28 protein-coding genes and 1 tRNA gene are annotated in these 24,844 nt (G+C 42.3%); 17 read left to right on the plus strand and 12 right to left on the minus strand.

Translation table 11 applies throughout. The features are described from left to right. Window positions 1-49 precede the first annotated feature (49 nt). From DIU38_RS27410 to DIU38_RS27420, 3 genes are read left to right on the plus strand one after another with little or no spacing between them, the layout of a single operon-like run. A complete protein-coding gene (locus DIU38_RS27410) occupies window positions 50-589 on the plus strand; it encodes a GNAT family N-acetyltransferase (RefSeq protein ID WP_112655573.1) in 540 nt (179 codons plus the stop codon). Beyond that, entirely contained in the window at window positions 582-1,160 is a 579-nt protein-coding gene (locus DIU38_RS27415) for a zeta toxin family protein (protein WP_112655571.1), read from the plus strand. The genes DIU38_RS27410 and DIU38_RS27415 overlap by 8 nt, the downstream gene beginning before the upstream one ends. After that, entirely contained in the window at window positions 1,150-1,341 is a 192-nt protein-coding gene (locus DIU38_RS27420; RefSeq protein ID WP_091169281.1) for a hypothetical protein, read from the plus strand. The genes DIU38_RS27415 and DIU38_RS27420 overlap by 11 nt, the downstream gene beginning before the upstream one ends. Before the next feature lie 7 nt (window positions 1,342-1,348). Here DIU38_RS27420 and DIU38_RS27425 read toward each other — a convergent pair whose 3' ends face one another. Together DIU38_RS27425 and pepT are read right to left on the minus strand one after the other, a co-directional pair. Next, window positions 1,349-1,843 carry a GNAT family N-acetyltransferase gene (locus DIU38_RS27425; protein WP_112655569.1) on the minus strand — a complete coding sequence of 165 codons (495 nt, stop codon included), beginning with the start codon at window positions 1,841-1,843 and terminating at the stop codon, window positions 1,349-1,351. A 41-nt stretch (window positions 1,844-1,884) separates the two neighbouring features. After that, window positions 1,885-3,135 (minus strand): peptidase T, encoded by a 1,251-nt coding sequence (pepT, locus tag DIU38_RS27430; protein ID WP_112655567.1) that lies wholly within the window; start codon window positions 3,133-3,135, stop codon window positions 1,885-1,887. A gap of 78 nt (window positions 3,136-3,213) precedes the next feature. Between pepT and DIU38_RS27435 the strand changes: the two genes are divergently transcribed. From DIU38_RS27435 to DIU38_RS27450, 4 genes are all read left to right on the plus strand, one after another. Next, window positions 3,214-3,954 carry a hypothetical protein gene (locus DIU38_RS27435; RefSeq protein WP_146750306.1) on the plus strand — a complete coding sequence of 247 codons (741 nt, stop codon included), beginning with the start codon at window positions 3,214-3,216 and terminating at the stop codon, window positions 3,952-3,954. Next, entirely contained in the window at window positions 3,951-4,304 is a 354-nt protein-coding gene (locus tag DIU38_RS27440) for an MmcQ/YjbR family DNA-binding protein (protein ID WP_112655563.1), read from the plus strand. Before DIU38_RS27435 ends, DIU38_RS27440 begins: the two co-directional genes overlap by 4 nt. Window positions 4,305-4,500: 196 nt before the next feature. Continuing rightward, on the plus strand, window positions 4,501-6,246 hold the full coding sequence (locus DIU38_RS27445) for a M14 family zinc carboxypeptidase (protein ID WP_112655561.1): 1,746 nt from the start codon (window positions 4,501-4,503) through the stop codon (window positions 6,244-6,246). Then, window positions 6,247-6,876: a rhomboid family intramembrane serine protease gene (locus tag DIU38_RS27450; protein ID WP_112655559.1), complete on the plus strand. Its 630-nt coding sequence runs from the start codon at window positions 6,247-6,249 to the stop codon at window positions 6,874-6,876. Here the strand turns inward: DIU38_RS27450 and DIU38_RS27455 are convergent. Further along, on the minus strand, window positions 6,845-7,834 hold the full coding sequence (locus DIU38_RS27455) for a hypothetical protein (RefSeq protein WP_112655557.1): 990 nt from the start codon (window positions 7,832-7,834) through the stop codon (window positions 6,845-6,847). The genes DIU38_RS27450 and DIU38_RS27455 overlap by 32 nt on opposite strands. A gap of 54 nt (window positions 7,835-7,888) precedes the next feature. On the opposite strand from DIU38_RS27455, the gene DIU38_RS27460 reads away from it, so the two are divergent. Beyond that, window positions 7,889-8,902 carry a dipeptide epimerase gene (locus DIU38_RS27460; RefSeq protein WP_112655555.1) on the plus strand — a complete coding sequence of 338 codons (1,014 nt, stop codon included), beginning with the start codon at window positions 7,889-7,891 and terminating at the stop codon, window positions 8,900-8,902. Window positions 8,903-9,014: 112 nt separating this feature from the next. Then, complete coding sequence (locus tag DIU38_RS27465; protein ID WP_091169309.1) at window positions 9,015-9,200, plus strand: CsbD family protein; 186 nt, start codon at window positions 9,015-9,017, stop codon at window positions 9,198-9,200. Between the two features lie 30 nt (window positions 9,201-9,230). Here the strand turns inward: DIU38_RS27465 and DIU38_RS27470 are convergent, their stop codons facing one another. After that, window positions 9,231-9,782, minus strand: coding sequence for a Uma2 family endonuclease (locus tag DIU38_RS27470; protein ID WP_112655553.1), 552 nt, complete (start codon window positions 9,780-9,782; stop codon window positions 9,231-9,233). A gap of 131 nt (window positions 9,783-9,913) precedes the next feature. Here DIU38_RS27470 and DIU38_RS27475 point away from each other — a divergent pair, with 131 nt between their 5' ends. The 4 genes from DIU38_RS27475 to lpxB are packed head-to-tail and all read left to right on the plus strand — an operon-like array spanning window position 9,914 to window position 13,472. Then, window positions 9,914-11,266 (plus strand): hypothetical protein, encoded by a 1,353-nt coding sequence (locus tag DIU38_RS27475; RefSeq protein WP_112655551.1) that lies wholly within the window; start codon window positions 9,914-9,916, stop codon window positions 11,264-11,266. Window positions 11,267-11,308: 42 nt separating this feature from the next. After that, entirely contained in the window at window positions 11,309-12,082 is a 774-nt protein-coding gene (gene surE, locus DIU38_RS27480; protein WP_112655549.1) for a 5'/3'-nucleotidase SurE, read from the plus strand. 2 nt (window positions 12,083-12,084) lie between these two features. Beyond that, window positions 12,085-12,351, plus strand: a complete 267-nt coding sequence (locus DIU38_RS27485) for a hypothetical protein (RefSeq protein WP_090532473.1) — start codon at window positions 12,085-12,087, stop codon at window positions 12,349-12,351. Beyond that, on the plus strand, window positions 12,351-13,472 hold the full coding sequence (lpxB, locus tag DIU38_RS27490; RefSeq protein ID WP_112655547.1) for a lipid-A-disaccharide synthase: 1,122 nt from the start codon (window positions 12,351-12,353) through the stop codon (window positions 13,470-13,472). The genes DIU38_RS27485 and lpxB overlap by 1 nt, the downstream gene beginning before the upstream one ends. Window positions 13,473-13,567: 95 nt before the next feature. On the opposite strand, the gene DIU38_RS33250 is transcribed toward lpxB, so the two are convergent. From DIU38_RS33250 to DIU38_RS27495, 5 genes are all read right to left on the minus strand, one after another. Continuing rightward, window positions 13,568-13,735 (minus strand): hypothetical protein, encoded by a 168-nt coding sequence (locus tag DIU38_RS33250; RefSeq protein WP_167516292.1) that lies wholly within the window; start codon window positions 13,733-13,735, stop codon window positions 13,568-13,570. Window positions 13,736-14,111: 376 nt separating this feature from the next. Continuing rightward, window positions 14,112-14,276: a hypothetical protein gene (locus DIU38_RS33255; protein ID WP_158604167.1), complete on the minus strand. Its 165-nt coding sequence runs from the start codon at window positions 14,274-14,276 to the stop codon at window positions 14,112-14,114. A 38-nt stretch (window positions 14,277-14,314) separates the two neighbouring features. Continuing rightward, window positions 14,315-14,443, minus strand: coding sequence for a hypothetical protein (locus DIU38_RS34535; RefSeq protein WP_255485329.1), 129 nt, complete (start codon window positions 14,441-14,443; stop codon window positions 14,315-14,317). Window positions 14,444-14,484: 41 nt separating this feature from the next. Continuing rightward, entirely contained in the window at window positions 14,485-14,661 is a 177-nt protein-coding gene (locus DIU38_RS33260; RefSeq protein ID WP_167516293.1) for a hypothetical protein, read from the minus strand. A gap of 200 nt (window positions 14,662-14,861) precedes the next feature. Further along, on the minus strand, window positions 14,862-16,013 hold the full coding sequence (locus tag DIU38_RS27495) for an MFS transporter (protein WP_112655698.1): 1,152 nt from the start codon (window positions 16,011-16,013) through the stop codon (window positions 14,862-14,864). A gap of 833 nt (window positions 16,014-16,846) precedes the next feature. Here DIU38_RS27495 and DIU38_RS27500 point away from each other — a divergent pair. From DIU38_RS27500 to DIU38_RS27510, 3 genes are all read left to right on the plus strand, one after another. Continuing rightward, window positions 16,847-16,920, plus strand: a tRNA-Ala gene (locus DIU38_RS27500). 146 nt (window positions 16,921-17,066) lie between these two features. Further along, the gene (locus tag DIU38_RS27505; RefSeq protein WP_243770635.1) at window positions 17,067-17,423 is read left to right on the plus strand and encodes an ISAon1 family transposase N-terminal region protein; all 357 of its coding nucleotides are present in this window, start codon (window positions 17,067-17,069) and stop codon (window positions 17,421-17,423) included. Further along, entirely contained in the window at window positions 17,416-18,399 is a 984-nt protein-coding gene (locus DIU38_RS27510) for an ISAon1 family transposase (protein ID WP_243770634.1), read from the plus strand. Before DIU38_RS27505 ends, DIU38_RS27510 begins: the two co-directional genes overlap by 8 nt. A gap of 244 nt (window positions 18,400-18,643) precedes the next feature. On the opposite strand, the gene DIU38_RS27515 is transcribed toward DIU38_RS27510, so the two are convergent. After that, complete coding sequence (locus tag DIU38_RS27515) at window positions 18,644-19,003, minus strand: winged helix-turn-helix transcriptional regulator (RefSeq protein ID WP_208057677.1); 360 nt, start codon at window positions 19,001-19,003, stop codon at window positions 18,644-18,646. Between the two features lie 87 nt (window positions 19,004-19,090). Here DIU38_RS27515 and DIU38_RS27520 point away from each other — a divergent pair, with 87 nt between their 5' ends. After that, complete coding sequence (locus DIU38_RS27520; protein ID WP_112652605.1) at window positions 19,091-19,840, plus strand: SDR family oxidoreductase; 750 nt, start codon at window positions 19,091-19,093, stop codon at window positions 19,838-19,840. Between the two features lie 440 nt (window positions 19,841-20,280). On the opposite strand, the gene DIU38_RS27525 is transcribed toward DIU38_RS27520, so the two are convergent. Together DIU38_RS27525 and DIU38_RS27530 are read right to left on the minus strand one after the other, a co-directional pair. Next, window positions 20,281-21,927: a protein-disulfide reductase DsbD family protein gene (locus tag DIU38_RS27525; protein ID WP_112652603.1), complete on the minus strand. Its 1,647-nt coding sequence runs from the start codon at window positions 21,925-21,927 to the stop codon at window positions 20,281-20,283. Between the two features lie 65 nt (window positions 21,928-21,992). Further along, the gene (locus DIU38_RS27530) at window positions 21,993-24,824 is read right to left on the minus strand and encodes a M16 family metallopeptidase (RefSeq protein WP_112652602.1); all 2,832 of its coding nucleotides are present in this window, start codon (window positions 24,822-24,824) and stop codon (window positions 21,993-21,995) included. Between the last annotated feature and the right edge of the window lie 20 nt (window positions 24,825-24,844).

Consider the following 24,844-nt stretch of genomic DNA (forward strand, 5'->3'; position numbering starts at 1 on the left):
TAACAGTTTGGCTAATGATTGCTATTTTTAAGCATTTTATTGTTACAAAATGGAACTACAGGGCAACGGGTTTTTATTGAGGGCATGGCAGCCCGGCGATGAAGCATCACTTCAAAAGCATGCGGATAACCCGAAAGTATCGGCTTTTTTGCGCGACAGGTTCCCGTACCCCTATACTATGGAGGATGCCCTGTTTTGGGTAAACCTGGCCCAAAATCAGCAACCTTTAACCACCTTTGCCATAGTAGTTAACGGTGAAGCCTGCGGCGGCATTGGTGTTGAACTTTTTACCGGCGAAAGCCGCATAACCGCCGAAATAGGCTATTGGCTTGGTGAAGAACATTGGGGAAAGGGCTTAGCAACCGCGGCAGTAAAACTGGTAACCACTTATGCTTTTGAACATTTTTCGCTATTGCGTTTAGAAGCCGGTGTGTATAATAGAAACACGGCATCCATACGGGTGCTCGAAAAAGCAGGCTATATTCAGGAGGCCGTACTACGAAGGTCAGTTATTAAAAATGGCGAGGTGATGGATAAATATATGTATGCTATTTTTAAGGATGAACAACTAAATTCACAGGATGCCTAATTTGTATATCATAGCAGGTTGTAACGGTGCCGGTAAAACCACGGCAAGCTATACAGTTTTACCCGAATTGCTTAACTGTAATGAGTTTGTAAATGCAGATAACATCGCGGCGGGACTATCTCCCTTCAATCCGGAAAGTGTTGCATTCGAAGCCGGCCGGATCATGCTGCAACGGATTGATGAGTTGCTGAACCGGGAAGTTGACTTTGCCTTTGAAACAACGCTTTCAACCCGGAGTTATGTATTCTTGGTTAAAAGAGCCCGGCAAAAAGGATATGAAGTTACTTTATTGTTTTTTTGGTTGAGTTCTCCTGAAATGGCAATGGAACGAGTAGCTAAACGAGTGAGTAAAGGAGGCCATAATATCCCTGTCGATGTAATAGAACGGAGATATTACCGGGGAATAAGAAATTTGGTATCTTTGTATATACCTCTTTGTGATAGATGGTTTGTAATAAATAATATGAATACAGGCTCCCTGGTTGTAGCAAGAGGTTTCGGATCGTTAGAAGAAACAATAATAGAATCCGACATTTGGAAAGTAATTTTAGATCAGGCAAATGACAACTAAAGCACAAAAAATGGGCATGGATGAGTTAGAGGCGAAAGTGCTTGAAGGCATGAAGCGGGCGAACCGTAAGCTGGTTGAAACCGCCGCAGCTAATAATGAAAGCCTCATCATCGGTGATAAAGACGGCAGTTTCAAAGCTGTACCCGCAAAAGAGCTTTTAAAAACCCTTCCCGCCAAATAACAATCACTTATAATTCCTTTCTCATTACATAATCGTTCATCCAGTATTTACCGATGGCTATATCCTCTTCATAGGCTATGGCAAACCCCATTTTTTCATAGAATGATTTGGCGTTATTGTACCTGTTCACGTTAAGTTCCAGCGTTTTCTTACCGGCATCTTTAGTTTTTTGGGCTACCTCGTTAATCAATACTTTTCCGTAGCCTTTGCCCTGGGTTTGCGGCAGGCAGTATAGCTTGTGCAGCTTATAAACCTCCGGGTTTTCCTCGCGGGGCGAATAGGCTGCAAATGCCACCGGATTGCCTTCTTCCTCCAGTAACAGGTAAGTTTGCTGATTTTCCTGAATCTGTTCGCTGATCTTATCTGCCGAATAGATCCTGCTCAGCATAAAGGCAATCTGTTCATGTTCAAGGATGGGACTATAGGTTATCCACCATGTTTTATCGGCTATATCACGGATGGTTTCCACATCATTTATAGTGGCTTTGCGTATTGTATACATCTTTAAATTTAGTTTTGTGTTATTAAGAAAAGTCGTAAGTCTTAACTTCTTTCTTCCCAGATCATGCACAGGTGCAAAATAGTTTCAACCGCTTTTTGCATATCCTGTACCGATACCCACTCGTGCCGGCCGTGAAAAGCATGTTCGCCGGCAAAAATGTTAGGGCAAGGCAAGCCCATAAACGAAAGCCTCGAACCATCAGTACCGCCGCGGATATTGCATAACTTAGCTGTTAAGCCTGTGCGGTTAATGGCCTCCATGGCATAATCAACAATTTGCGGGTGCTGGTCAAGCACACCTTTCATATTACGGTATTGCTGGCTCACGGTAATATCAAACGTAGAACCGGGAAATTTCTTTAATACTTTAGTAGCAGTTTGGCGGATAACCTCAACATGATCAGCGAGTTTGCTTTCATCAAAATCCCGGATAATAAAATCGATAGCGGCGGTTTCCACATGGCCTTCTATACCTACCGGATGCACAAATCCTTGCATACCTTCGGTATGTTCAGGCGAAAGTTCATCAGGCAGGGCGGCAATAATTTGCCCGGCAATTTTTATAGCGCTTTCCATTTTGCCTTTGGCAAATCCCGGATGGGAGCTTACGCCATTAACGGTAAGCCTGGCCCCATCTGCCGAAAAAGTTTCATTCTCCATATTACCCGCGCTTTCGCCGTCCATAGTATAGGCGGCAAAGGCACCCAATTTAGCAATATCCACATGATCTACACCATGGCCAACTTCTTCGTCGGGCGTAAACAGGATCCGGATATCGCCATGTTTTATTTCCGGATGGCTGATGAATTGGTAGCAGGCATCCATTATTTCGGCCACACCGGCTTTATTATCGGCGCCGAGCAGCGTGGTACCGCTGGCTGTAATAACATCGTTACCTATCTGGTTCTTCAGGTCGGCATGCTCGGCCATGCGGATCACCTGGGTGTTATCATCCGGCAATATTAAATCCTGGCCCTGGTAATTTTTATGCACTAAAGGTTTTACATTCTTTCCGCTGCAATCGGGCGCGGTATCCATATGCGAGCAAAAGCAAATTACGGGTACCTTTTTATCAGTATTTGACGGAATTGTAGCATAAACATAACCGTACTCATCCAAATGCGCATCGGTTATACCCATAACCAGCAGTTCATCAACCAGCAGCCTACCAAGATCTTTTTGCTTTTCTGTTGAGGGAAATGAAACCGAAGAGGGGTCTGATTGCGTATCAACGGTAACATAACGCAAGAAGCGTTCGGCTACTGTGAACTTAATGAATGAACTGAAATTCATATAAAGCTTTTATATTAGTGAAAATTTGGGCGGTGGTTAATGCCATCTCCAGTTGTAAATATTGATTAAAATTATACATTGAAAAAATATTTTCTACTTTTTGTTTTGGCTTGCGCCACGTTTATGGCTAAAGCCCAAAGTGGGTTTAACTATTATGAATGGGGTGTTGGTTTTGGCGCAAGCTATGGCCGTGGCTTTGACGATCTTAACCGCCAGGTTTGGCACCCGGGGGGGAGCCTTAACCTGACTTATAATTACAGTCCCTATGTGCCAATGAGCCTCGAATTTCAGTTTGGTACGCTTGAAGGCGGTGGTCGTACACCGGATAAGGATCAGTTTGGCCGCTATTCAAAAAATAATTATAAGGCCCTGGTACTTCACGCCGATTTACAGTTAGGTGAAATAATTGACTACGATAACAGCGGTTTTTTAAATGTTATCAAAAATTTTTACGGAGGTGCCGGAATTGGCGCTATATCCAACAGCATGAACGATATTCAGCGCACCAACCTATATCTTTTTAATGGTCCAGATACCTATGTGTTTCCCGGAAAAAGTAAAAGCGTTAATTTGATGGTTCCCTTGCGCTTTGGTTATGAATTTAAAATTTACGATGATTATGACCAGGTAGGTTATACCATAACGCTCGGTTATCAGCATAGTTATACTTTTGGCGAGGGATTAGATGGATATAATGATAATACACAAAAATTTAAAAATAACGCACCAGACCAATTCGCCGTGTTTACAATAGGTTTTAAATATAATTTTGGCAATACGGTATCCTATACCAAGCTGGTCAGAAACTTCAGACGATGAATATAGAAGAACTGCGTGATTATTGTTTGCAAAAACCGGGTGCAACGGAAGGCTTCCCTTTTGGTGAGGATACCCTGGTTTTTAAAATTGCCGAAAAGATCTTTCTGTTAACCGGTTTACAAACCGGCGACAGGTTCAATGTTAAATGCGACCCTGAATGGGCTGTTGAGCTCCGTGAACGCTACCCCGAAGTGCAGCCTGGCTACCACATGAACAAAAAAATGTGGAACACTGTGCAAATGAACGGTTCCCTCAGCCGTAAACAACTCTGCGAAATGATTGATCACTCGTATAATGAAGTGGTTAAAAGCCTGCCCAAGAAAGTGCAGGCGGAGATAGCTGTATTATAAAACGGTCCTCCCGTCATCCTGAACTTGTTTCAGGAACCCACAGCACAGATCGCCTCTAAGCAAGTCTGAAACTTAGCGTATGGGGTGCCGAAACAAGTTCGACATGACGATAAATTAAATCACCTCACCAGTAAAAATCACCTTACAGCCCCTTCCTTTGCCACACTTAAACTATATTTGAGCAACGTATTTACTTATGAAGATAGTTTTTGCTGCCCTTATTGCCTGTTTCGTTGCCTTATCTGTCCAAGCCCAGCTAACCCCCTTTGAGTTAAGTAAGGATAAAAATTATACCGCCACCTACGCCCAGGTAATTGATTACTATCAAAAGTTAAATAAGCTATACCCGCAGCAAATGAAGTTTATCAATTACGGCACAACCGATGTAGGCAAGCCTATTACACTCGTTGTACTTTCAAAAGATAAGATCTTTGATCCGGCAGTTATTAAAAAGCAAAACAAAAGGGTGCTGCTCATTAACAACGGCATTCACCCTGGCGAACCGGAGGGCATTGATGCAAGCATGATGCTTGTACGTGATCTGCTTAAAAATAATACCCTGCCAAAAGATGTGGTGATTTGCCTTATAGCGCTGTATAATATCGACGGTAATCTTAACCGCGGCCTGAGCCGTGTAAGTCAGAACGGTCCATCGGCTTACGGCTTTAGGGGTAATTATCGCAATCTCGACCTTAACCGTGATTTTATTAAGGCTGATAGCCGCAACGCTTTGGCTTTTACACAGATCCTTACGGTCTGGAAACCCGAAATCTTTTTAGATAACCATACCAGCGATGGAGCCGACTATCAATATGTGATGACACTTATTGAAACTCAAAAAGAAAAGCAAAACCCCATCCTGGCCGACTATACTACCAAAACACTTACCCCATATCTGTACAGCAAGATGAAAAAGAGCGGGTACGAGATGATCCCTTACGGTGCAGGCGAAGAAGGGCTTCCTGATTCGGGTATCGTTAGTTTTTTAGAAACCCCACGCTTTGCTACTGGCTTTACCGCCCAGCATAATATCATCAGCTATATCACCGAAACGCATATGCTGAAGCCTTTTGATAAACGTGTGTATGCTACTTATGATTTTATGCAGCACCTTATTGAAATTAACCAGCGGGATGCCAACCTGATTGGAGAGTTGAAACGCAAAGCCGATGAGCAGGTAGCCAATCAAAAAACGTTTGCATTAGGATGGACGGTTGATAAAAGTAAGGTTGATACCATTACTTTTAAAGGATATGAAGCAGGCTATAAAACCAGTGGGGTCAGCGGATTGCCAAGGCTGTATTATGACCGTGATAAGCCTTACACTAAAACCATCAAATATTACAATACCTATAAAGTTACCGCCACTGCCGATAAACCTGTTGCCTATGTAATTCCGCAGGCATGGGGTAAGGTGGTTGATCTGTTTAAGCTGAATGGGGTGCAAATGAAACAACTGGCACATGACACCACGCTTAACCTGCAAATGTATTATATAGCCGATCTGAAAACACCGGCCCGGCCATTTGAGGGCCATTATCTGCATACCGGCGTAAAGCTTAACCCGGTGGATATGCCTGTTAAATTTTATACCGGCGATTATGTAGTATATACTAATCAGCCAATAAACCGTTATATCGTGGAAACGCTGGAACCGCAGGGTGTCGACTCGTTTTTTGCGTGGAACTTTTTTGATTCGGTGCTGGGCGAAAAAGAATATTTTTCGGACTATGTTTTTGAAGATATAGCCGCCGATCTGCTAAAAAAGGATCCGTCAATTAAGCAAAAACTGGACGATGACAAAGCGAAAGACCCACAGTTGGCCAATAATGCCGGAGCGCAATTGTTCTTTGTTTACCGCAATTCGCCTTACTTTGAAAAAACTTTTATGCGCTACCCGGTAGGCAGACTATTAACTAATACCAAACTCGACCTTAAATAAATGGAATATTTACAAACGGCCCCAGTGGCCTGTGCTATTTTCGTAATAACAATTATTACTTCGCTTTTAGCTTTTTCAAACAATAACCTTTATGGCCGTATGATGCTGCATCCTTACACCGTTTCGCGGGGAAAGGATATTCATACCATCATTACCAGCGGGCTCATTCACCGCGATTGGATGCATTTGTTTTTCAATATGCTGTCGCTTTATTTTTTCGCGTTCGGGTTGGAGCCATTATTGGGTCACGTTCAATTTGCCATATTGTACACTGTAAGCTTAATTTTAAGCGATATGCCAACTGTGCTCAAACACAAAGATCGTTACAGCTATTACAGCCTTGGAGCTTCAGGGGCAGTAAGTGCGGTTATTTTTAGTGCAATATTATATAATCCATTGGCTCAGATGATGATATTGCCGATACCGATACCTATTCCGGCAGTAATATTTGGTGTGTTATATTTGGTATATTGCCATTATGCCTCAAAGTATTCGCGCGATCAGATTAACCACGATGCCCACTTTTATGGCGCACTGAGCGGCTTGATGATCACCATTATATTTCACCATGAAATTTTGCCCGATTTTTGGCAGCAGATTACAATGGCAGTTTCAAATCTTGGCCATTAATAAAATCCCCATCAGCATTAAATAAAAAGCTCATAGGTTTTTCGGGGTTCTTGATGATCTCTAACAGCAGGAACCCCCAATTTTTCCAAAAGTTTTCCAGTACCTGTCCGTAGGTTTTGTTCATCCATTCGTCAAACAGTGGTTTGCTGCTGGTACCACGCAGGGGCAGGGCTTCTAATGATATGGTGTCACCAATATGGAAAATATCATACTCAGGCAGGCGGTTAAACAAATAAGCCGAGTAAAAGAACCGGGCGTTTAATTCTTCAAACTGGATAGGGTGCAGGACATGATCTCCAATTTTATCCAAAGCCTCTTTATGGTAACGGGCGTTGGCGCCGTTATCCTGCAGGCATAGGATCAGGCCAAAATCTTTTATCCTCAATGAAAAGGTAAGCGTATTGATCTCATCGCGGTAGCCAAAAACGTTCTCTGCATTATCAACCTTAAACAATACCAGGCTGTACGGCTTAAAACCATCAAACTCAACCGGCAGATTGAGGCTTTGCAGCATCATGTGCAGGTTATTGAACTTGTGGATGATAGATTGCGAAATATTAAACTCTTCGCCCTGCGAGTGCTGGAGTTTGATGCCGGCCTGAATCTCGTTAAAAATAATTCCGTACAGCAATTTGCCCGCCCACAGAAACAGTTTATCCTCATCGAGCGCCTTTACAGCTTCATAACCGGTATCAAAAGCAGCAGCAATTTCGTTTTCGAGCGGTTCAAGACAGCGTTCGTTAACTTCGGCTGTGCAGGGCAGTTTCAGGTCTTTATAAGTCGCCATGCTTTCGTCGAGCAACTTAAAAGGCTTATCTTCCAGCTCATAACGGCTCATGAGCCATTGCGGAAATACCTGGATCTGCTCCTCGGGCGAATTAAGGTTTTGCCCGGTAAGGAAACATTTATTGTTGCTGAAATTGAAACTGGTGAACGGTGAATAAATTTGTGCCGGCATGGCGGCAAAGATAAGCACGATTTTCGTACTAAAATTTTAGCTTTGGTTTTTAACATGGAACTGACATATCAACCCTACGAGCTTCAGCTGAAGCATGCTTTTACGATAGCTAAATTTTCGCGTACCTCTACCCCGGTTATGCTGGTGCAGATTAGCCATGAAGGTAAAACCGGTTACGGCGAAGCCTCAATGGTGCCTTATATGGGCGAAAGTCATCAAAGCGCTACTGAATTTTTAAGCAAGGTTGATATTAGCCGGTTTAGTTACCCTTTTGATTTTGGAGCGATCATCAATTACCTCGATAGCATTGCTCCTGGTAATCCGGCCATTAAAGCAGCTCTTGATATTGCGTTGCATGACCTGGACGGCAAATTGAGAAACCAGCCCTGCTGGCAACTACTCGGCAGCAACCCTGCGCTGATGCCAGTTACCAGTTTTACGATAGGCATTGATACGCCCGAAATGATCATCAAAAAGGTAAAAGAGGCAGAAGGGTTTAAAGTGATCAAAGTTAAGTTGGGCAGGGACAGCGATAAAGAATTAATTAATACTATCCGTTCGGTAACTCATGTGCCGCTTTATGTAGATGCCAATCAGGGTTGGACAGACCTGCAGCAGAGTTTGGATATGACCCACTGGCTGCACGGGCAAGGCGTACAATTGATAGAACAACCCATGCTCAAAACTGATCCCGACAGCAATGCCTGGCTCACCGAACGAAGCCCCATCCCCATTATAGGTGATGAAGCCGTTCAGCGTTTTGAAGATGTGGAAAAAGCGAAAGGTATTTATACCGGGATCAACATTAAGCTCATGAAATCGGCCGGTTTACATGAAGCGAAAAGAATGATCGACAAAGCACGCGAACTTGATTTGAAAATAATGATAGGCTGTATGACCGAAACGAGCTGCGCGGCACTTGCAGGATTGTCCATAGCCCCGCAGGCAGATTGGGTTGACCTTGACGGCCCCTTTTTAGTAAGTAATAACCCTTATGTAATGCCGGAATTTAGTGACGGAAAATACATACTAAACCACGATCCGGGCTTAGGGTTGAGATTGAGTTAAGTAGCTTTGATAACCATTCCAGAGCTTTCAGCTTTCGGCATTCTGCTTTTGGCTTTTTTTCAAACCATCCTTGGCCTCGTCCGTTATTCTGATACATCTAAATAAAAACATTATGGACAAGTTAGAAATAAAAGGCGGATGGAATGAGCTGAAAGGAAAAATCAAACAAGCCTACGGCGACCTTACCGACGATGACCTTGCCTGGCAGGAAGGTAAAGACGATGAAACACTTGGCAAGCTTCAGAAAAAAACGGGCAAAACCCGCGATGAGCTGGTGAAGTGGATAAACAGTTTATAAAATTTGAGAAGCTCCGGGGACGGAGCTTTTTTATTGGAATAGTTTGGATACTTCAATATCAAAACCTGGTAGCAGCACTGATTTAAGAACCTCTGTTAATTGAGCTTTTTGTTCGAGGACATAAGCTCTTTCTTTTAGAATATATAAATCGGCATTTTGCTGAATAGGATCTATGATAATGTATTCCTTTACACCGTATTTTTCGTAGATGTCCTTTTTCTGCCTTAGATCATAATACGCATTTGAGGGTGAGAGTATCTCTACGATTAAGTCGGGTGCACCTTCAATGCGATCCTTTATTAGTTCTTTCTTTCTATCTTCTGCTATGTAAAGAATATCGGGCTGTACTATATTACCCTCATCAAACTTCACATCCATAGGAGAGTAAAGCCATTGCCCTTTTCGGCCATGTTGAATATTGTAAAGAACAATAATTTCAGACAATGCATATAAGATCTGTTGATGAATGGGAAGGGGTGAAGGCGACATAATTAAATCATAGTTAATCAACTGAAAAGGAGCACCTTCCTCAAGCATCAAATAATCATCAATGGTGTATTTTTTCTTATCAGCCGTCAGCATAAATCAAATATAACTAAAATTCATTTTGTTACCAATATAGCCGCCATGTAAATAAATCCAATATTATTAAATATTATATATGCAACTATTCCGATGCAGGCGTGTCATATAAGTACTTATAACTACAAAACATGAAACTAAACCTCAACCATCTAATCTTATTTATTTTATTTTTTACATTCTCATCTACATTATCTGCACAGGAAAACGCTTTAGAAAAAGCCGCATCCAACGCCGACAAAAGGATCAGCCAGATCCGGGTTAACAATAAGATCGACGCCGATTCAACCTTTAAATTGCTTAGCAACTGGCATGATTACCCGGATATAAAAGGCGGCAAAGACTATCTCTTTTATTACACTGATTCACTTTTCGGTAAAGTACCATTCAGGGTGTTTGTGCCTGTTTCTTATAATAACACACGTAAATCCACTTGTATACTATTACTTCATGGTGCCGTTGGCCAAAGTAGTTTCGCCGATGCAGACAGCATTCAAAAATTTGACGATGATATCATTTTTGCCATCCTTAAAAAGCAGGACAACATCATTATCAGGCCGATTGGTGACCCTAAAAAGTTCTTCAACTGGGTATTAAATAAAAAAGCTTTTCGCGATCGCGATGTGCCAAATTTTACCTATCAAACGCTGGCCAATATATTAATTTCGGTAAAAAAGCAAGTTAACATCAACGACAGCAAGGTGTTTGCTTTAGGGCATTCAGATGGCTCGGACGGCGCCATTGGTTTGGGTCTTTACATGCCAAATCAATTCGCCGGCTTTATGGCGTATAATTCAATGTTCGACAATATCTTTGCCCGCGACTTTTATATCAGAAACATTATAAACAGCCCGCTATACGTGGTACATTCCGACCTCGATGATCTGCGCCCCATCCAACAAACCCGCATTATTATGGATTGGTTAAAAGATAGGCATGATCATCTGATTTACAAAGAATACATCGGCTACCAACATTACGATAAGCATTTAAGCACCGACCTTCCTTATACACCCGTATTTATAAATAGTGTGAGCCGTAACTTATTCAAAAACAAAATCTATTGGGAATGCTATAGCGATAAAATTTATAATTCGTACGCATGGATAAAACTAACGGGTATCGATACCGGGCTTAATCGTGCTGCCTGGCATCAGTCACTTACTTTTCCTAATTATGATAAGATCAAAAAAGAAATTGATACCAGGTACCGGCAGTATCAGGGCCTGAACAAAAGCGCCGCCGTTAAAGGGACATTTTTCAATAATATATTCAACCTTGAAACATCGGGTGTAAAAGAAACAGAGATAATGATTAGCCCACTAATGGTAAACCTGGAGCAACCGGTTGTTGTAAACATAAACGGCAAACAGGTTTTCAGAGGCAAAATACAAGCGGACAAAAACTTTATGCTTCGGAATTTCAAAGCCAGTTTTGACAGGGATGCCATTTGGGTAAACTCGGTTAAATTAAAAGTAGAATAAGCTTGGCCGGGTTACATTGTTGAGGATTGTTAACTTTGCCCAATGAAAGTTACCAAACCCACCATACTTGTTGTAAATGACGATGGCATTACCGCTCCGGGCATCAAAGCCCTGATGGATGCTATGGCCGAAATTGGCCGTGTTGTAGTTGTTGCCCCGGATAGCCCGCAATCGGGTATGGGGCATGCCATTACCATCGGCAAACCTTTACGGCTCGACCAGGTTGACATTTACGAGGGCATTGAAATGTACCGCTGCTCGGGCACTCCGGTTGATTGCGTAAAGCTGGCTGTTAACAAGATCTTTAAAGGTAAAAAGCCTGATCTTTGTGTTTCGGGCATTAACCATGGCCTTAATAACTCTATCAATGTGCTGTATTCGGGCACGATGTCGGCGGCGGTTGAGGGAGCCATTGAGGGTATCCCGTCGATAGGTTTTTCGTTAGATGATTATACTTTACAAGCCGATTTTGAGCCTTGCATCAGGTTTGTAAAAGAACTTGCTTTACAGGTTTTAGCCCATGGTTTACCACAAGCCAGTTTGTTAAATGTAAACTTTCCTGGTACCAAACACATTAAAGGCATTAAAATATGCAGGCAGGCGGCTGCCAAATGGGCCGAAGAATTTGATGAACGCATGGATCCGCATAAAAGGCCATATTACTGGCTTACCGGTGTTTTTCAATTGAATGATGGCGGCGAGGATACCGATGTGTGGGCTTTGGAACAGGGTTATGCTTCGGTTGTGCCGGTGCAGTTTGATATGACTGCACACCACGTTATCCCCTACTTAAACAACTGGAAATTCAACCTGTAATTATGCTAAACAAAAATGACGTATCCTTAGGCCTGCTCATCGGCGCTATACTGCCAGGCGTTAGTCTGTTTGTTTTTGGATTTCTGCTTAAAAATCAACTGGTTTTCATGCATAAGCCGGGCATTCCCTACTTTGTCGCTTTTGCCATCAATTTGTTTATCATCCGTTATTTTTATGGAAAAGGAGCCGATAAAACGGGAAACGGTATCGCTATGATCTCGCTTTTGTTTATGCTGGCCATATTCATTTTTAAATTGCAATCTCTATAATGAAATATTACCTGGTAGCCGGCGAAGCTTCGGGCGATTTGCACGGGGCTAATTTGATGAAAGCACTCAAATCGCTTGACCCGGATGCTGATTTCCGTTTTTTTGGCGGCGACCTGATGCAGGCCGAGGGCGGCACACTGGTAAAACATTATGCCGATATGGCTTTTATGGGCTTTGTTGAAGTGGTTGCCAACCTGCAAACCATTCTTAAAAACATGAGATCGTGCAAGCGGGATATCTCTGCTTACCACCCCGACGTATTGATCCTGATAGATTTTCCCGGCTTTAACCTCAAAATAGCAGAATACGCCAAAGCTAACGGCATACCGGTTAACTACTATATTTCGCCTAAAGTTTGGGCCTGGAACCAGAAGCGGGTGTTAAAAATCAAACGCATTGTTGACCACCTATTTTGCATATTGCCTTTTGAAGTGGCATTTTACAAAGAGTGGGGAATGGATGTTGATTACGTAGGTAACCCTTTGCTTGATGCGGTTTCGGCATTTAATCCTGACCCTCATTTCCTGCAAAAAAATAAACTTGGCGTAAAAAAAATTATAGCACTGTTACCCGGCAGCCGCAAACAGGAGATCAGCAGACTGCTGCCCGATATGATCCGGGCATCGGCCAGCTTTCCTGAATACCAGTTTGTAATTGCCGGTGCACCGGCTTTTCAGGCTGATTATTATGCGCCTTACTTAAACGGCGAAGAGATCCCCGTTGTATTTAACTGCACTTATGATCTGCTGAATCATGCCCACGCAGCTATTGTAGCCTCCGGCACCGCAACACTTGAAACCGCGCTGTTTAATGTGCCGCAGGTAGTGGTTTATAAAGGCGGGAAATTAACTATCGCCATAGCGCGCATGCTGGTTAAACTTAAATTTATATCGCTGGTTAATCTGATCATGGATAAGGCGGTAGTGAAGGAGTTGATCCAGGAAGAGTGTACGGCTAACAAGATAAGTGAAGAGTTAAAACTGATTGTCAATGATGTAACCTATCGCCAAAACATGCTCAATAATTATGACGAGCTTGATGTGCGCATGGGGCAACCGGGGGCATCAGCCAAAACAGCCAGGTTAATTGTTAAATATACTGAAGCAGATAGGAAATCATAGTAAATTCAGCGACTTCCTTAAAGTAAAAGACCATTATTGCTGTACGCAATGACGCTGGGATATGCTATTTCGCCAGGTTGCTTTTAACAACAAGCTCAGGATTCTATTTCCTTATCATTATTTTCTTCTGGTTTTAGTTCGGATTGGATGATATCCTGTTCCAACTTTTTTTCATCTTTCTGGTTTCGCCTGATGATCCAAACCAGCAAAATAATAACAGCAATAACTACAATTGTTACTATGGGATAATTAACCTGGTCCATAATGTATGTATTTATGTAGAGTATGTAATTTCACAGATAACAATACACCACACAGACAATCGGTCTTTAGCTCCTGCTCGTTCAGGATCAATTGACCGTAACCGATTTGTTCATCACCTGGTTAACGGTACCACGCGTAAATAGATGGTGCAATATGATGTTTAACCGCATAGGCATTCGCCCTCCGCTTTACCCAAATAACCGTTTCAGGCATTTACTTTAGGTGACCAAAGTGTTAATATATTGTTATTTAATATTAAACAAAGATAGCATTAAGCTTGCCCGGCTTTACTAAAAAAATAGAGCCCTGTTTTTGCAGGGCTCCACGTTTTCATAGGTGATGTTAGTACTCGATAGGTAGATATATATATGTTGATCAAGCGGCAGACAGCGTTTGCTGTGCTGCTACCTGCTTGTTGTTGCTCATGAATTGGGTTTTAGCCCTGTAGTTTTTCAGATCTTCCCTCAACAGCTCCAATAATTCGGCATCAAAGCGTGCAAGTAGTTTAGTTATTGCGGGGGTTGGTTTATATGCTTTCATAGGTAGATGTAGTGTAGGTGATGTTTTTTATATTTAGTTTAAGCTGCGGGCGTTAAATAGGGCGTTTTAGTTTTGATAGCTTTTAAGTCGCTCATGATGATGTTTTTAAGTGCATTATCAAAGCTTGCTATTAGTTTGGTGGTTGATGTTTGTTTTTGCGTTTTCATGTTGTAGGTTTTGAATGTTTTAATATTTTAATGTCTTCGTTTTAGTCTTTCTTTTTTTCGTTCCCGTTTTCGGTGAGGTTATCGTGGCGGCGTTTTGCTTCTTTATACTGCCTTAATATTTGTTCCTCATCGCGTGGGTCTGAAGTTTTTGTCGGTTCCACTGGGTTTTCCCACTCTTTCTCTTCTTCAGGTTTAACCGCTTTGTCTTTTGCCTTCATAACAACTGCGTTTGATAAGTACCAATCTAAATCAATGCCAAACTTTTATCCGAGAGCAAAAAAAGTCATTAAAAATTCAGATTTATTTTACAATTTGGTGTAAATGGCTGTAATACAGTGATTTTTTTTAGGAGAAAAATTTTAATTTTTTGGCCAACTCTACCCGGGATAGCCATTCGGATCAGATAAACAGGTATGCGTTACCGAACATCAGTAGCAGTAGCGGACGATTTCCTGTAGTATAACAAATGCACCGCTATTACTATTACCGATAGGACAACTCCAATAGCACATACCCCTTTCCACTCGTAGTTTTTCCAAACCAGGCTGGCGAAGAGCGTGCCTAAAGCCCCGCCTATAAAATAAGACACCATGTACACTGTATTGATACGATTGCGGGCTTCCGGGATCAATGCAAAAATAATAGACTGGTTAGAGATATGAGTAGCCTGCACACCCATATCAAGCAGAATAACCCCGATGATTAGTCCTATTATACTATGGCTCGAAAAATAGAATACAATAAAAGAGATCAGGATAAGCGAAAGGGTATAAATTGATAATTTGCATGCGTCCATTTTATCACTCAGGCGGCCCATAAAGCCAACGGCTACTGCGCCGAAGGCGCCAACAAGGCCAAACATGCCCGCAGCGGCGCTGCCCTCATTGAATTGCGGCTGTTTTAACAGGAATACCAGCGTTGTCCAAAATGCGCTGAAACCGGCAAAACATAAAGCCCCTCTGAATGCTGCCAACCTTAATTTAGGCTGGGTTTTTACTAAATGGATCAATGATTTCATCAATTTACCGTAATTGCCTTTATAATCGGGTTCAATTTCGGGCAAAAACAAAAATATCATAACCCAGATGAGTAACATTAACCCGGCGGCTATATAAAACATGCTTCGCCAGCCGAAATGCTCGCCTATAAAACCGCTTAATGTGCGTGACAGCAAAATGCCGATTAATAAGCCGCTCATTACAAAGCCAATCTTTTTTCCCCGCTCATGTGGCTTGGCTAAGTGGGCCGCCATTGGGATCAGCAATTGCGGAATAATCGATGATACGCCCACCAAAAAACCCGCTATCATAAGTATAGTTACCGAAGGCGCCATGGCGCAGGCTATTAACGATATGATCATGAGCACAAAATCAATTAAAATAAGACGCTTACGCTTAAGCATATCCGCCAATGGCACTATAAATAATAAACCTGTAGCGTAGCCAATTTGCGTAAAAAGCGATATTTGCTGCGCTTTTTTATCGCTTACGCCAAAAGTATTCGCCATATCGGCCAGTAATGGTTGGTTATAATATATGTTTGCTACCACCAAACCAGTTGCTATGGTCATAATCCATAAAGTTAATGGCGTAAGATGCGGATGTTGTTTTGCGGTATGTGTTGATGACATATTTTAAAAGGCAGTATGTTTTTGCTGCAAAAGTGTTAAAGCATCTTTAAAAAAAAGCCTTTGTAAAGTAATTTTTATTATGCAAGTGCGTTTAGAACATAAATTGTTTTAGCAAACAATCGTTCTTTAAAGAGCTAAAAGCAGTATTAAGGCAAAAAAAATGTGGTATTTTGGAGTTTTTTTAAGAAAAATTAGCGATTATTTTGCTTTAAAAACAAAAGATGCTTTGAAATTTAATTTTAAGCCGGGTTTGAATTCTAATTTTACTTTAAAAATCATTTAAAATTAAATTTTTGTAAACTTTATAAACAAAACCATATCATTTTTGACTGAAAATGAACGATGTGATAATTATTATCAAATAATTTGAAAAAATTAGTAAATTAATAATGTTTTATTCTTATTTTTGACAATAAGATACCGGATGGTAGTGTAATTGATAAAACTTACAAAACAATTACAAAATATATTTTCCGAATATCAAAACTTAGTGTTACTTTTACACCGTGTTAAAAATAACGCAATACATAAAATAGTCTTCTCATAATTTAGGTTTATAATTGGTTAGTAAAGGCCCCTGCCCATCAGGGGCTTTACTTTTTTATAAGCTTTTGTTCCCGCCCGTGAAGCAATTTAGGGCAGGCCAGGTGCATGTATATTTTAAGTTTAAATTAAACAAGCCGACGGTAAAGGCGCTGGGACAGGATCGGATAAAATAAATAACAATAGAATTTCATTTTAATTCACAAAATTCTATATTTGCAGCCCACCACGGGGGATTAGCTCAGCTGGCTAGAGCGCTTGCATGGCATGCAAGAGGTCATCGGTTCGACTCCGATATTCTCCACTCTGATAATCAAGGCTTTACGAAAATTCGTAAGGCCTTTTTTTATTTAGATAAAGTTTAGATGAAGTTTAAAAGGATCAAGCAGAATAATTGAGGGGGAATAAAAAAAGTATTTGTTTTGTATTGAATAACTAATACGAATACCCTTGTCAGCAGCCTACGAAACCCTCGTCCGTTTAATTTTACCGGAAGGTCTTTTAGAATATTTTGAACTTATGGATGTCCGCTCATCCGAGAACGGTCAATTAAATATTTATCTCGAAGAAAAGAACCTGCCACCGGCGGGTTATGAAAAAGCACAATTGGAATCTAAAGGTTTTTTACCGGAAACAGCTATCCAGGATTTCCCTATCCGGGGTCATAAGGTGGCGCTGTGTATCAAACGACGCAGGTGGGAAGTTAAACAAAGCGGAGAGATCATCACAAGAGACTGGGACTTAGTTAGAAAAGGGGCACGAATGACAACGGAATTCGGCACTTTTTTAAAAGGTATATTTGGATAATAACCCGATCAGTTGCCACCTGCTCGGGCGGCTTTATACAGTGGATGGAAAGCAACTCCAGCAGCAATACAAAGACTTCCTGAGCGATTTTCATAGCTGGGATCAAAAAGAACATGCGGATGAATGGCTATTATTTGAAGCTAATATCGGTCCGTTGTTGAGTATAGATGAAACCGCATTAAGCAATGGTGAACTCTATACTATTGTTAGCAATAAAGAAGCTAAGGGCGGTAAGAAGGCTATCGTGGCCATGATCAAAGGTACCCAGGCCGACCAGATCATGGCGGTGCTGGGACGTATACCACTACGTAAAAGGAACAAGGTAAAGGAAGTAACCATGGATATGGCTGCTAATATGATCAAAGCCATTCGCAGATGTTTCAGTAATGCCAGTCGGGTGATCGACCGCTTTCATGTACAGAAACTGGCCTATGACGCTGTCCAGGAACTCAGGATAAAATATCGCTGGGAAGCACTGGATACAGAAAGCAAAGCGATTGAAGAGGCCCGCAAAGGCAAGCAACCCTATCTGCCCGGGGTATTCAGCAATGGTGACACTTTAAAACAACTGTTGGCCCGAAGCCGCTACCTGTTGTTCAAGCATGAATCTAAATGGACCGCTTCTCAAAAAGAAAGAGCCGGGTTACTTTTCCCGCAGTACCCCGAACTATTAAAAGCTTACAAACTGGCTATCGGGCTTGGTAATATCTTTACGATATGCAAAAGTAGGGAGATTGCCTTTAAAAGGCTCGCCCTTTGGTATAATCATGTCGAGGAATCTGGTATTGACGCTTTCAAAACCGTGGCAAGGTCTGTTCATCAACATTATGAATCTATCCTAAACTTCTTTGACAACAGAAGCACGAATGCATCTGCAGAATCCTTTAATGCCAAAATAAAAGCTTTCAGGGCTACTTCAAGAGGTGTAAGAGATACTACTTTTTTCTTATTCAGACTTACTAATATCTATGCCTAAATATTTATCCCCCCAACTTTTCCGACTGATCCGTTTAAAACAACGCAAAACGATTTTAAAGTTCTTTTAAATATGATTTTGAAAGACGTTAATCGGTTTAAAATATCGTTTTGAAATAAAAATCGAAATTTTTTGTGAAAGCGTTTAACATCACTAATGAACTATTTTATTTTAATTTCGGATGATAAACGATAGCAGAATCGAATCTATTTAATATCTCAGTTTAGATACAAATTTATTTGATCTAAAATAATTGGTTCGATCCTAGTTTGGGGCCACTATGCGTTGCAAAATACTTCCTGTCCCAGTCAACCAGTTGCAGCATTACCGGTATAAGTGCAAGCCCTTTTTCTGTCAGGGAATATTCCACGCGTGGAGGAAGTTCCTTAAATTCTTCCCGCATAACTACACCGTCCTCTTCCAGTTCTTTTAAGGTTGTTGTCAGCACTTTCCTGGATATCAAACCGACAGCAGCTGCAATCTGGCCAAACCTCGCCTTTCTGTCCCTTAGCGCCCAGATCAAAATCGGTTTCCACTTAGTGCCCAGGATGGCCATGGAGCGATGCATCGGGCAGTCGCTGTATAAAAATACGTTGTTTCTCATTCTGGTTACTTACAGGTTACCACTACTCGTCCTTTCCGGTTACAAATGTAAACTAATGATGGTTACTTTGCGAAACAAAAGATAGCAATGAAAAAATTAGAAAACAAAGTCGCCGTTATCACCGGCGGGAATAGCGGTATCGGATTGTCAACAGCGCTTTTATTCGCTGAACAAGGGGCTAAAGTGGTGATCACCGGACGAAATGAGCAAACCCTGAAAAGTGCTGCGGAAACCATTGGCCACGATGCCGAAGGGATTGTGAGCGATGTGACCGACCTGGTAAGTATCGCAAGCGCTTATCAGCAGATAGGTGACAAGTTTGGAAAAATCGATGTGCTGGTAGTTAATGCAGGCATTGCAATCGGCGCACCCTTAGCAGATGTCACCGAAAAATTATTCGACCAGATCAGCGATACAAATTTCAAAGGTGTCTTTTTCTCTGTTAAACTGGCGCTGCCTTACCTGAACGAAGGCGCATCTGTTATTCTGACATCAAGCGCGACGAACGAGAAGGGATTTCCCGGATACGCCGCTTATGCGGCTACCAAAGCCGCCGTGCGCTCATTGGCAAGAGGATTTTCTACAGATCTGATGGAGCGGAATATCCGCGTCAATGTTTTATCGCCGGGAGCCATCGACACGCCGATATGGGGTCGTGGCGGGAGTTCAGCGGAAGAAATCAGCGGCACCAAAGATTACATGGCTACTATCATCCCCGCCAAACGTCTGGGCACAGGTGATGAGATAGCTGAAGGCTTCCTTTACCTGGCTTCCGACGCGTCAAGGTATATGTTCGGTTCAGAACTGGTTATGGATGGTGGTGTAAAAACACTGTAAAGCTTTGGATACCTTAGTTCCGCTAATATGGTTCTTCCTTAAGAAATTTTGTCCGGTTTGCCGGGTACAGATCCACGCAGTTATGCCGGATTGTACCCGGCATTATTGATCAATAATATCTTGCAACAAAGTTTTGATATCTTCTTTGATCCGCTGATAATTCGCGAGTATTTCGTTTTGACTGATGGTGTTCACCGACGGTATATTCCGGTACTTCTTTTCTTCTGTCGCAATAGCTTCGTGATCATTTTGTATTACGCAATGAAAAATTTTCAGATCAATCCTCTTTGTGGGATCGTCGGATACCATTACATATTGAGCAACTTTTAAAAAATATCTGTGGAATCGCCTTTTAAATTTAACTGATCATATTCTGCCATGCATTTCCTACACTTAGGTAAGTGTTCATTTGATCGACTGTATTTGCTACCATCTCCACGTTAGTGAGTAATAGCTTTAAAAGCATTTAACCCGCTGTCAAGAAATTTAAGGTATTCTGGCGCATCAAAATCCGCACCCCGCGGATTAACCAGGGTGGTCTCCGATTTGGGATCAAGTAACACGTAGAAGGGCTGGGAATTGGCCTGAAACCGCGTTATCTGCAGGTCGCTCCACTTGTTACCTATTGTTATGATCTGGCGGCTGGATTTGGAGACTGTTTGCTCTTTGGGATCCAGGTCGGTTTTATCATCAACGTATAATTGTATGAGCACATATTCGTGGTTTATCCGCTGTGACACCTCTTTATCCGGCCATATATTAGCTTCCATTTTGCGACAGTTGACACATGCATGGCCGGTAAAATCAATCATAACTGGCTTGTTTACTTTTTTCGCATAAGCTATGCCTTCATCATAATCAAAAAACGGGTCAAATCCTTTGGGCTTATCGAAAAGGTTTCCGAATTTATGAGGGCCACTTGACGTTGGTGCAGCAGTATTGCCGGGCGAAACACCGGACAGATCAAAATCCTGTGTAGCCATGGGCGGTAAAAAGGCGCTGATAGATTTTAATGGTGCTCCCCAGAGGCCTGGCACCATGTACATCGTAAAAGACAATACAAGGATCGCCAGGAAAAGCCTTGGAACTGTAATGTATTGTAAAACTGAGTCATGGTTAAATGTTAATTTACCCAGCAGATATAAGCCCATTAAAGCAAATATCACGATCCAGAGGGCTAAAAAAAGTTCCCGGTCAAACCAATGCCAGTGGTAAGCAAGATCAACATTGGATAAGAACTTTAGTGACAAGGCCAGTTCCAGAAATCCCAGGGTTACCTTTACGCTGTTTAACCAGCCACCGGATTTGGGTAATGAGTTTAACCATTCCGGGAACATTGCAAATAAAGCGAAAGGTATTGCCAGGGCAAGTGAAAAACCAAGCATACCTACAGCCGGGCCAAGTAGGGCGCCGCTGGTAGCGGTTTGTACCAGTAGGTAACCGATGATCGGCCCCGTGCAGGAAAAGGAAACGAGGGCGAGGGTCGCGGCCATAAAGAACAGCCCGATCACACCGCTGGATGCTGATTTTTCATCCATTTTATTTACCCAGGAATTAGGTAAGGTGATTTCAAATGCACCGAGAAAGGACGCTGCGAAGGCCACAATGAGCAGAAAGAACGCAAAATTAAATATCCCGTTGGTCGAAAGACTGTTCAATGCGTCCGCGCCGAAAATGATTGTTACGATCAGCCCGAGAAAAACATAGATTACCATAATGGATAAGCCATACAGCAATGCCCTGCGTACCGCAGATCCTTTACCTCCTGAATTTTTAGTGAAGTAACTGACTGTCAGCGGCAGCATAGGGAATATACAAGGCATGAGAAGAGCAGCGAAACCGCCGGCCAGGCCCGCTAAAAATATGGCCCATAAAGTTTGGCGGCCATCCTTGGGCCTGTTAGATTTTAGCGGCGTTTTATTTACAGTTTTACCAGTGCTGCCTTTTGTTGCTGTTGTCCCGGTGGCTGTAGCAGCGGATTGGATGTCGGTAAATGTCACGCCGCTGGTATCTGCTTTTTCCTGGGCATAGGTAACATTGACCATCAGGAACAAAACGGATATAATAAGAATGATCAGCGTTTTCATGGTTTTATTTTGAAATTATTTTTAGATCGTGGAAATTATTGGAATAGGAATCAGAAGGATGAGGGTTAAAGGCTTTCAGGATTTAATATGAATTGTTGCAGGTTTTCACCGCTCATATATTTCTTAGCGGCTTTTTGTAAGGTTTCGCGGTCAAGGCTACTAACCGCAGATTTAATCTGATTAGCTTCACTCAGATCTTCTTTGTTGCTCAGCTGGCGTACCAGGTAACTTACCCAGTAGCCATCCGTTTTGACCCTGACCTCATTCTTGCGCAGGGTCTCAGCCTTAAATTTTTCCAGGTCGAGTGGCAATATTCCATTTGTTTTTAGGTTTTCGATTTCCTCCAGCGCCGCTTTGATCAGTTTATCTGCATTCTGAGGTGCGCAGGTAAAGTTGATAGCGATGCTGTATCTCGCTGACGGGTATTTAGCGAAAGTTGCTCCGGCATCCGGAGTATAGACGCCGCCTTCAGATTCTCGCAGCCTTTCCAGCAGCCTGAATTCCAGAATGGCTCCTAAGGCCTGGAGTTGTAAGTTATTAACCAGTGAATAGTCGTAATCGCCGCTGAATATCATTTTTACCTCCGATTTTTGCTCTTTCCCATGAACAATGATATGTGTCGCCTTTCCCGAAGGGATGACGATATGCAAATCCTTGAAATTACTTGTTGAACCTGTGTCCGAAGGCAGGCTGCCAAGATAGGTTTCACAATACTTGAGCAGGTTTTCCCATTTGAAATTGCCGACAAAAACAAAAGTTTCTCCGTTGACATTATGAAAACGCTCTTTATAAAAAGCCAGTGCTTTATCCAGGTCAATGTGGGATAAAGTATGTGCATCAGGTGCCATTCTCCTGATGCTATGGTTGCCCAATACGGCATTTATGGTATCAGAAAACACAGCCTCCGGATCGTTATGCCTGTTGGCCACTGCAATTTGCGCGTTGGCTATGATATTCTTAAATATGACCGTGTCTTTTCTTGGTTTGATATGATACTGACGAATGAGTTGCAATGCCGTTTCTATATCTTCAGCGCCAAAGCTTCCGCTAAAGCCTTCATATAGCTCATTCATATAAGGCGATACCGATAGTTTTTTACCGGTCAGGAACTTTCCTAATTGTGTTGCCGTCAAGCCAGCTACACCGCCCGCTTTTACGAGCGCAGTAGCATTAACGGCAGAATAGTAATTTTGATCTGAAGCCAGTGAAGTTCCCCCGGATTTATACGAGTAAAACAGTACTCCGTCGTTCTTAAAGTCGGTTTGCTTGAACACTAGCCGCACGCCATTACTAAGTTTGTAAATAGTCGTATTGATATCAGCAACGGCGGACTCGCCAGTTGTTTTACCCGGCAGTGTTTCTTCAGTCATTAAGCCTTCACTTATCTTATTTTCTGCGTAAAGGCTCAGGTTGGATTTTACAACGGCGTTCCGCCAGTTGCCCAAGGTTGCCTCATCCGGTAATTCCTCCCTGGTTGTTTTGGGCCCTGTCACGATAATATCCTGATCAGGTAGCGAGAGAAAAGAGGCGATTTTACTGTTCACCTCGGTAAGTGATATGCCGGGCAAGAATTCAGTTACAAGCCTATATTCGGTGTCTATGCCGGGGGCAGCATCCTGTCTCAGAAAGTAATTCACATATTCTTCAACATAATTAGAAGAGTTGTTTTTGTTTTTTTCCAATACTAACGCCTTTAACCCGGCCAAATAAGCCTTTTTTACGCGGTCAAGTTCGGCCGCCGTAAAGCCATAACGGCGAATCCGTTCGAGTTCAGTATAGGCATTTTTAAAGCCTGACGCTGCCTGGTTGGGTTTAAGGGTTACGTTAAAATTGAACACATCCAGATCATCGAGGTAATTACCACTGGTTATGTTTGCCTGGCTATAGGGTAGATCCGCTCTTTGATTTAACTCGTTGAATCGGAAAGCCAGCAACTGATCAATAAGGCTTGTAACCATTTTTGCCCGGTAATCGGCAGCGGTCCTTAATTCCGGCGACCTGTATTTGTAGGAAATCACTATCCGGGTATCGGGGGCCTCTGCATCCGTGTACTTCAAAAATTGCTTTTTTCCTGTCAGTGGTATACTTATTTTCGGTCTTGACGGCTCGTGAACAGGATTTTTAAGATCGGAAAATATTAGCCTGACAGACTTTTCCATTTGGATGGCATCAATGTCACCGACAACAATAAGGGCCTGAAGATCCGGTCGATACCACTTTTTATAGAAACTTTTGATCTGAGCCGGTTTGAAAGTTGTCAGCACTTCTTCTGAACCAATTGGAACCCGCCTGCTATAAATGGAATTATTCAGGTACATGGGCAGGCTTTTTTCCATTAAACGCTGATCGAACCCTGAACGCATCCTTTTTTCTTCCAATATCACACCGCGCTCTTTATCGATTTCTACAGGTTCCAGTAAAGCACCGTGCGCCCAGTCCCGCATGATCTGTAATCCGTTCTTCAGTAGTTCAGGATCGTCAGACGGTAAAGGTAGCTGATACACTGTTTCATCAAAATTTGTATAGGCATTAAGGTCTGCCCCAAACGTAACCCCTGATTTTTCCAGATAGCTGATCAACTCATTTTTCGGGTAATGGGTAGTACCGTTAAAGTTCATATGCTCCAGGAAATGAGCAAGACCGCGCTGGTCTTCGTTTTCAAGCACGGACCCCACTTTGTTCACGATGTAAAAAACAACCCTCTTTTCAGGCGTCGTGTTACGGCGAATAAAATAGGTAAATCCGTTTGCCATTCTGCCTTTCCTTACTGCCGGATCCAATGGCAGTATTGCAGACGGTTGTTTCTGCTTTAAGTTTTGCTGGCTATATAAATTCTGCGTTAGGAAAAGGCTTGCCAGGTATATTGGCAGGTACCTTTTTTTTAGGTTAAAATACATAATGAAAATAAAGGCAGCCT

The sequence above is a fragment of the Mucilaginibacter metallidurans genome (assembly GCF_003286435.2).
Classification (GTDB): Bacteria; Bacteroidota; Bacteroidia; order Sphingobacteriales; family Sphingobacteriaceae; genus Mucilaginibacter; species Mucilaginibacter gossypii.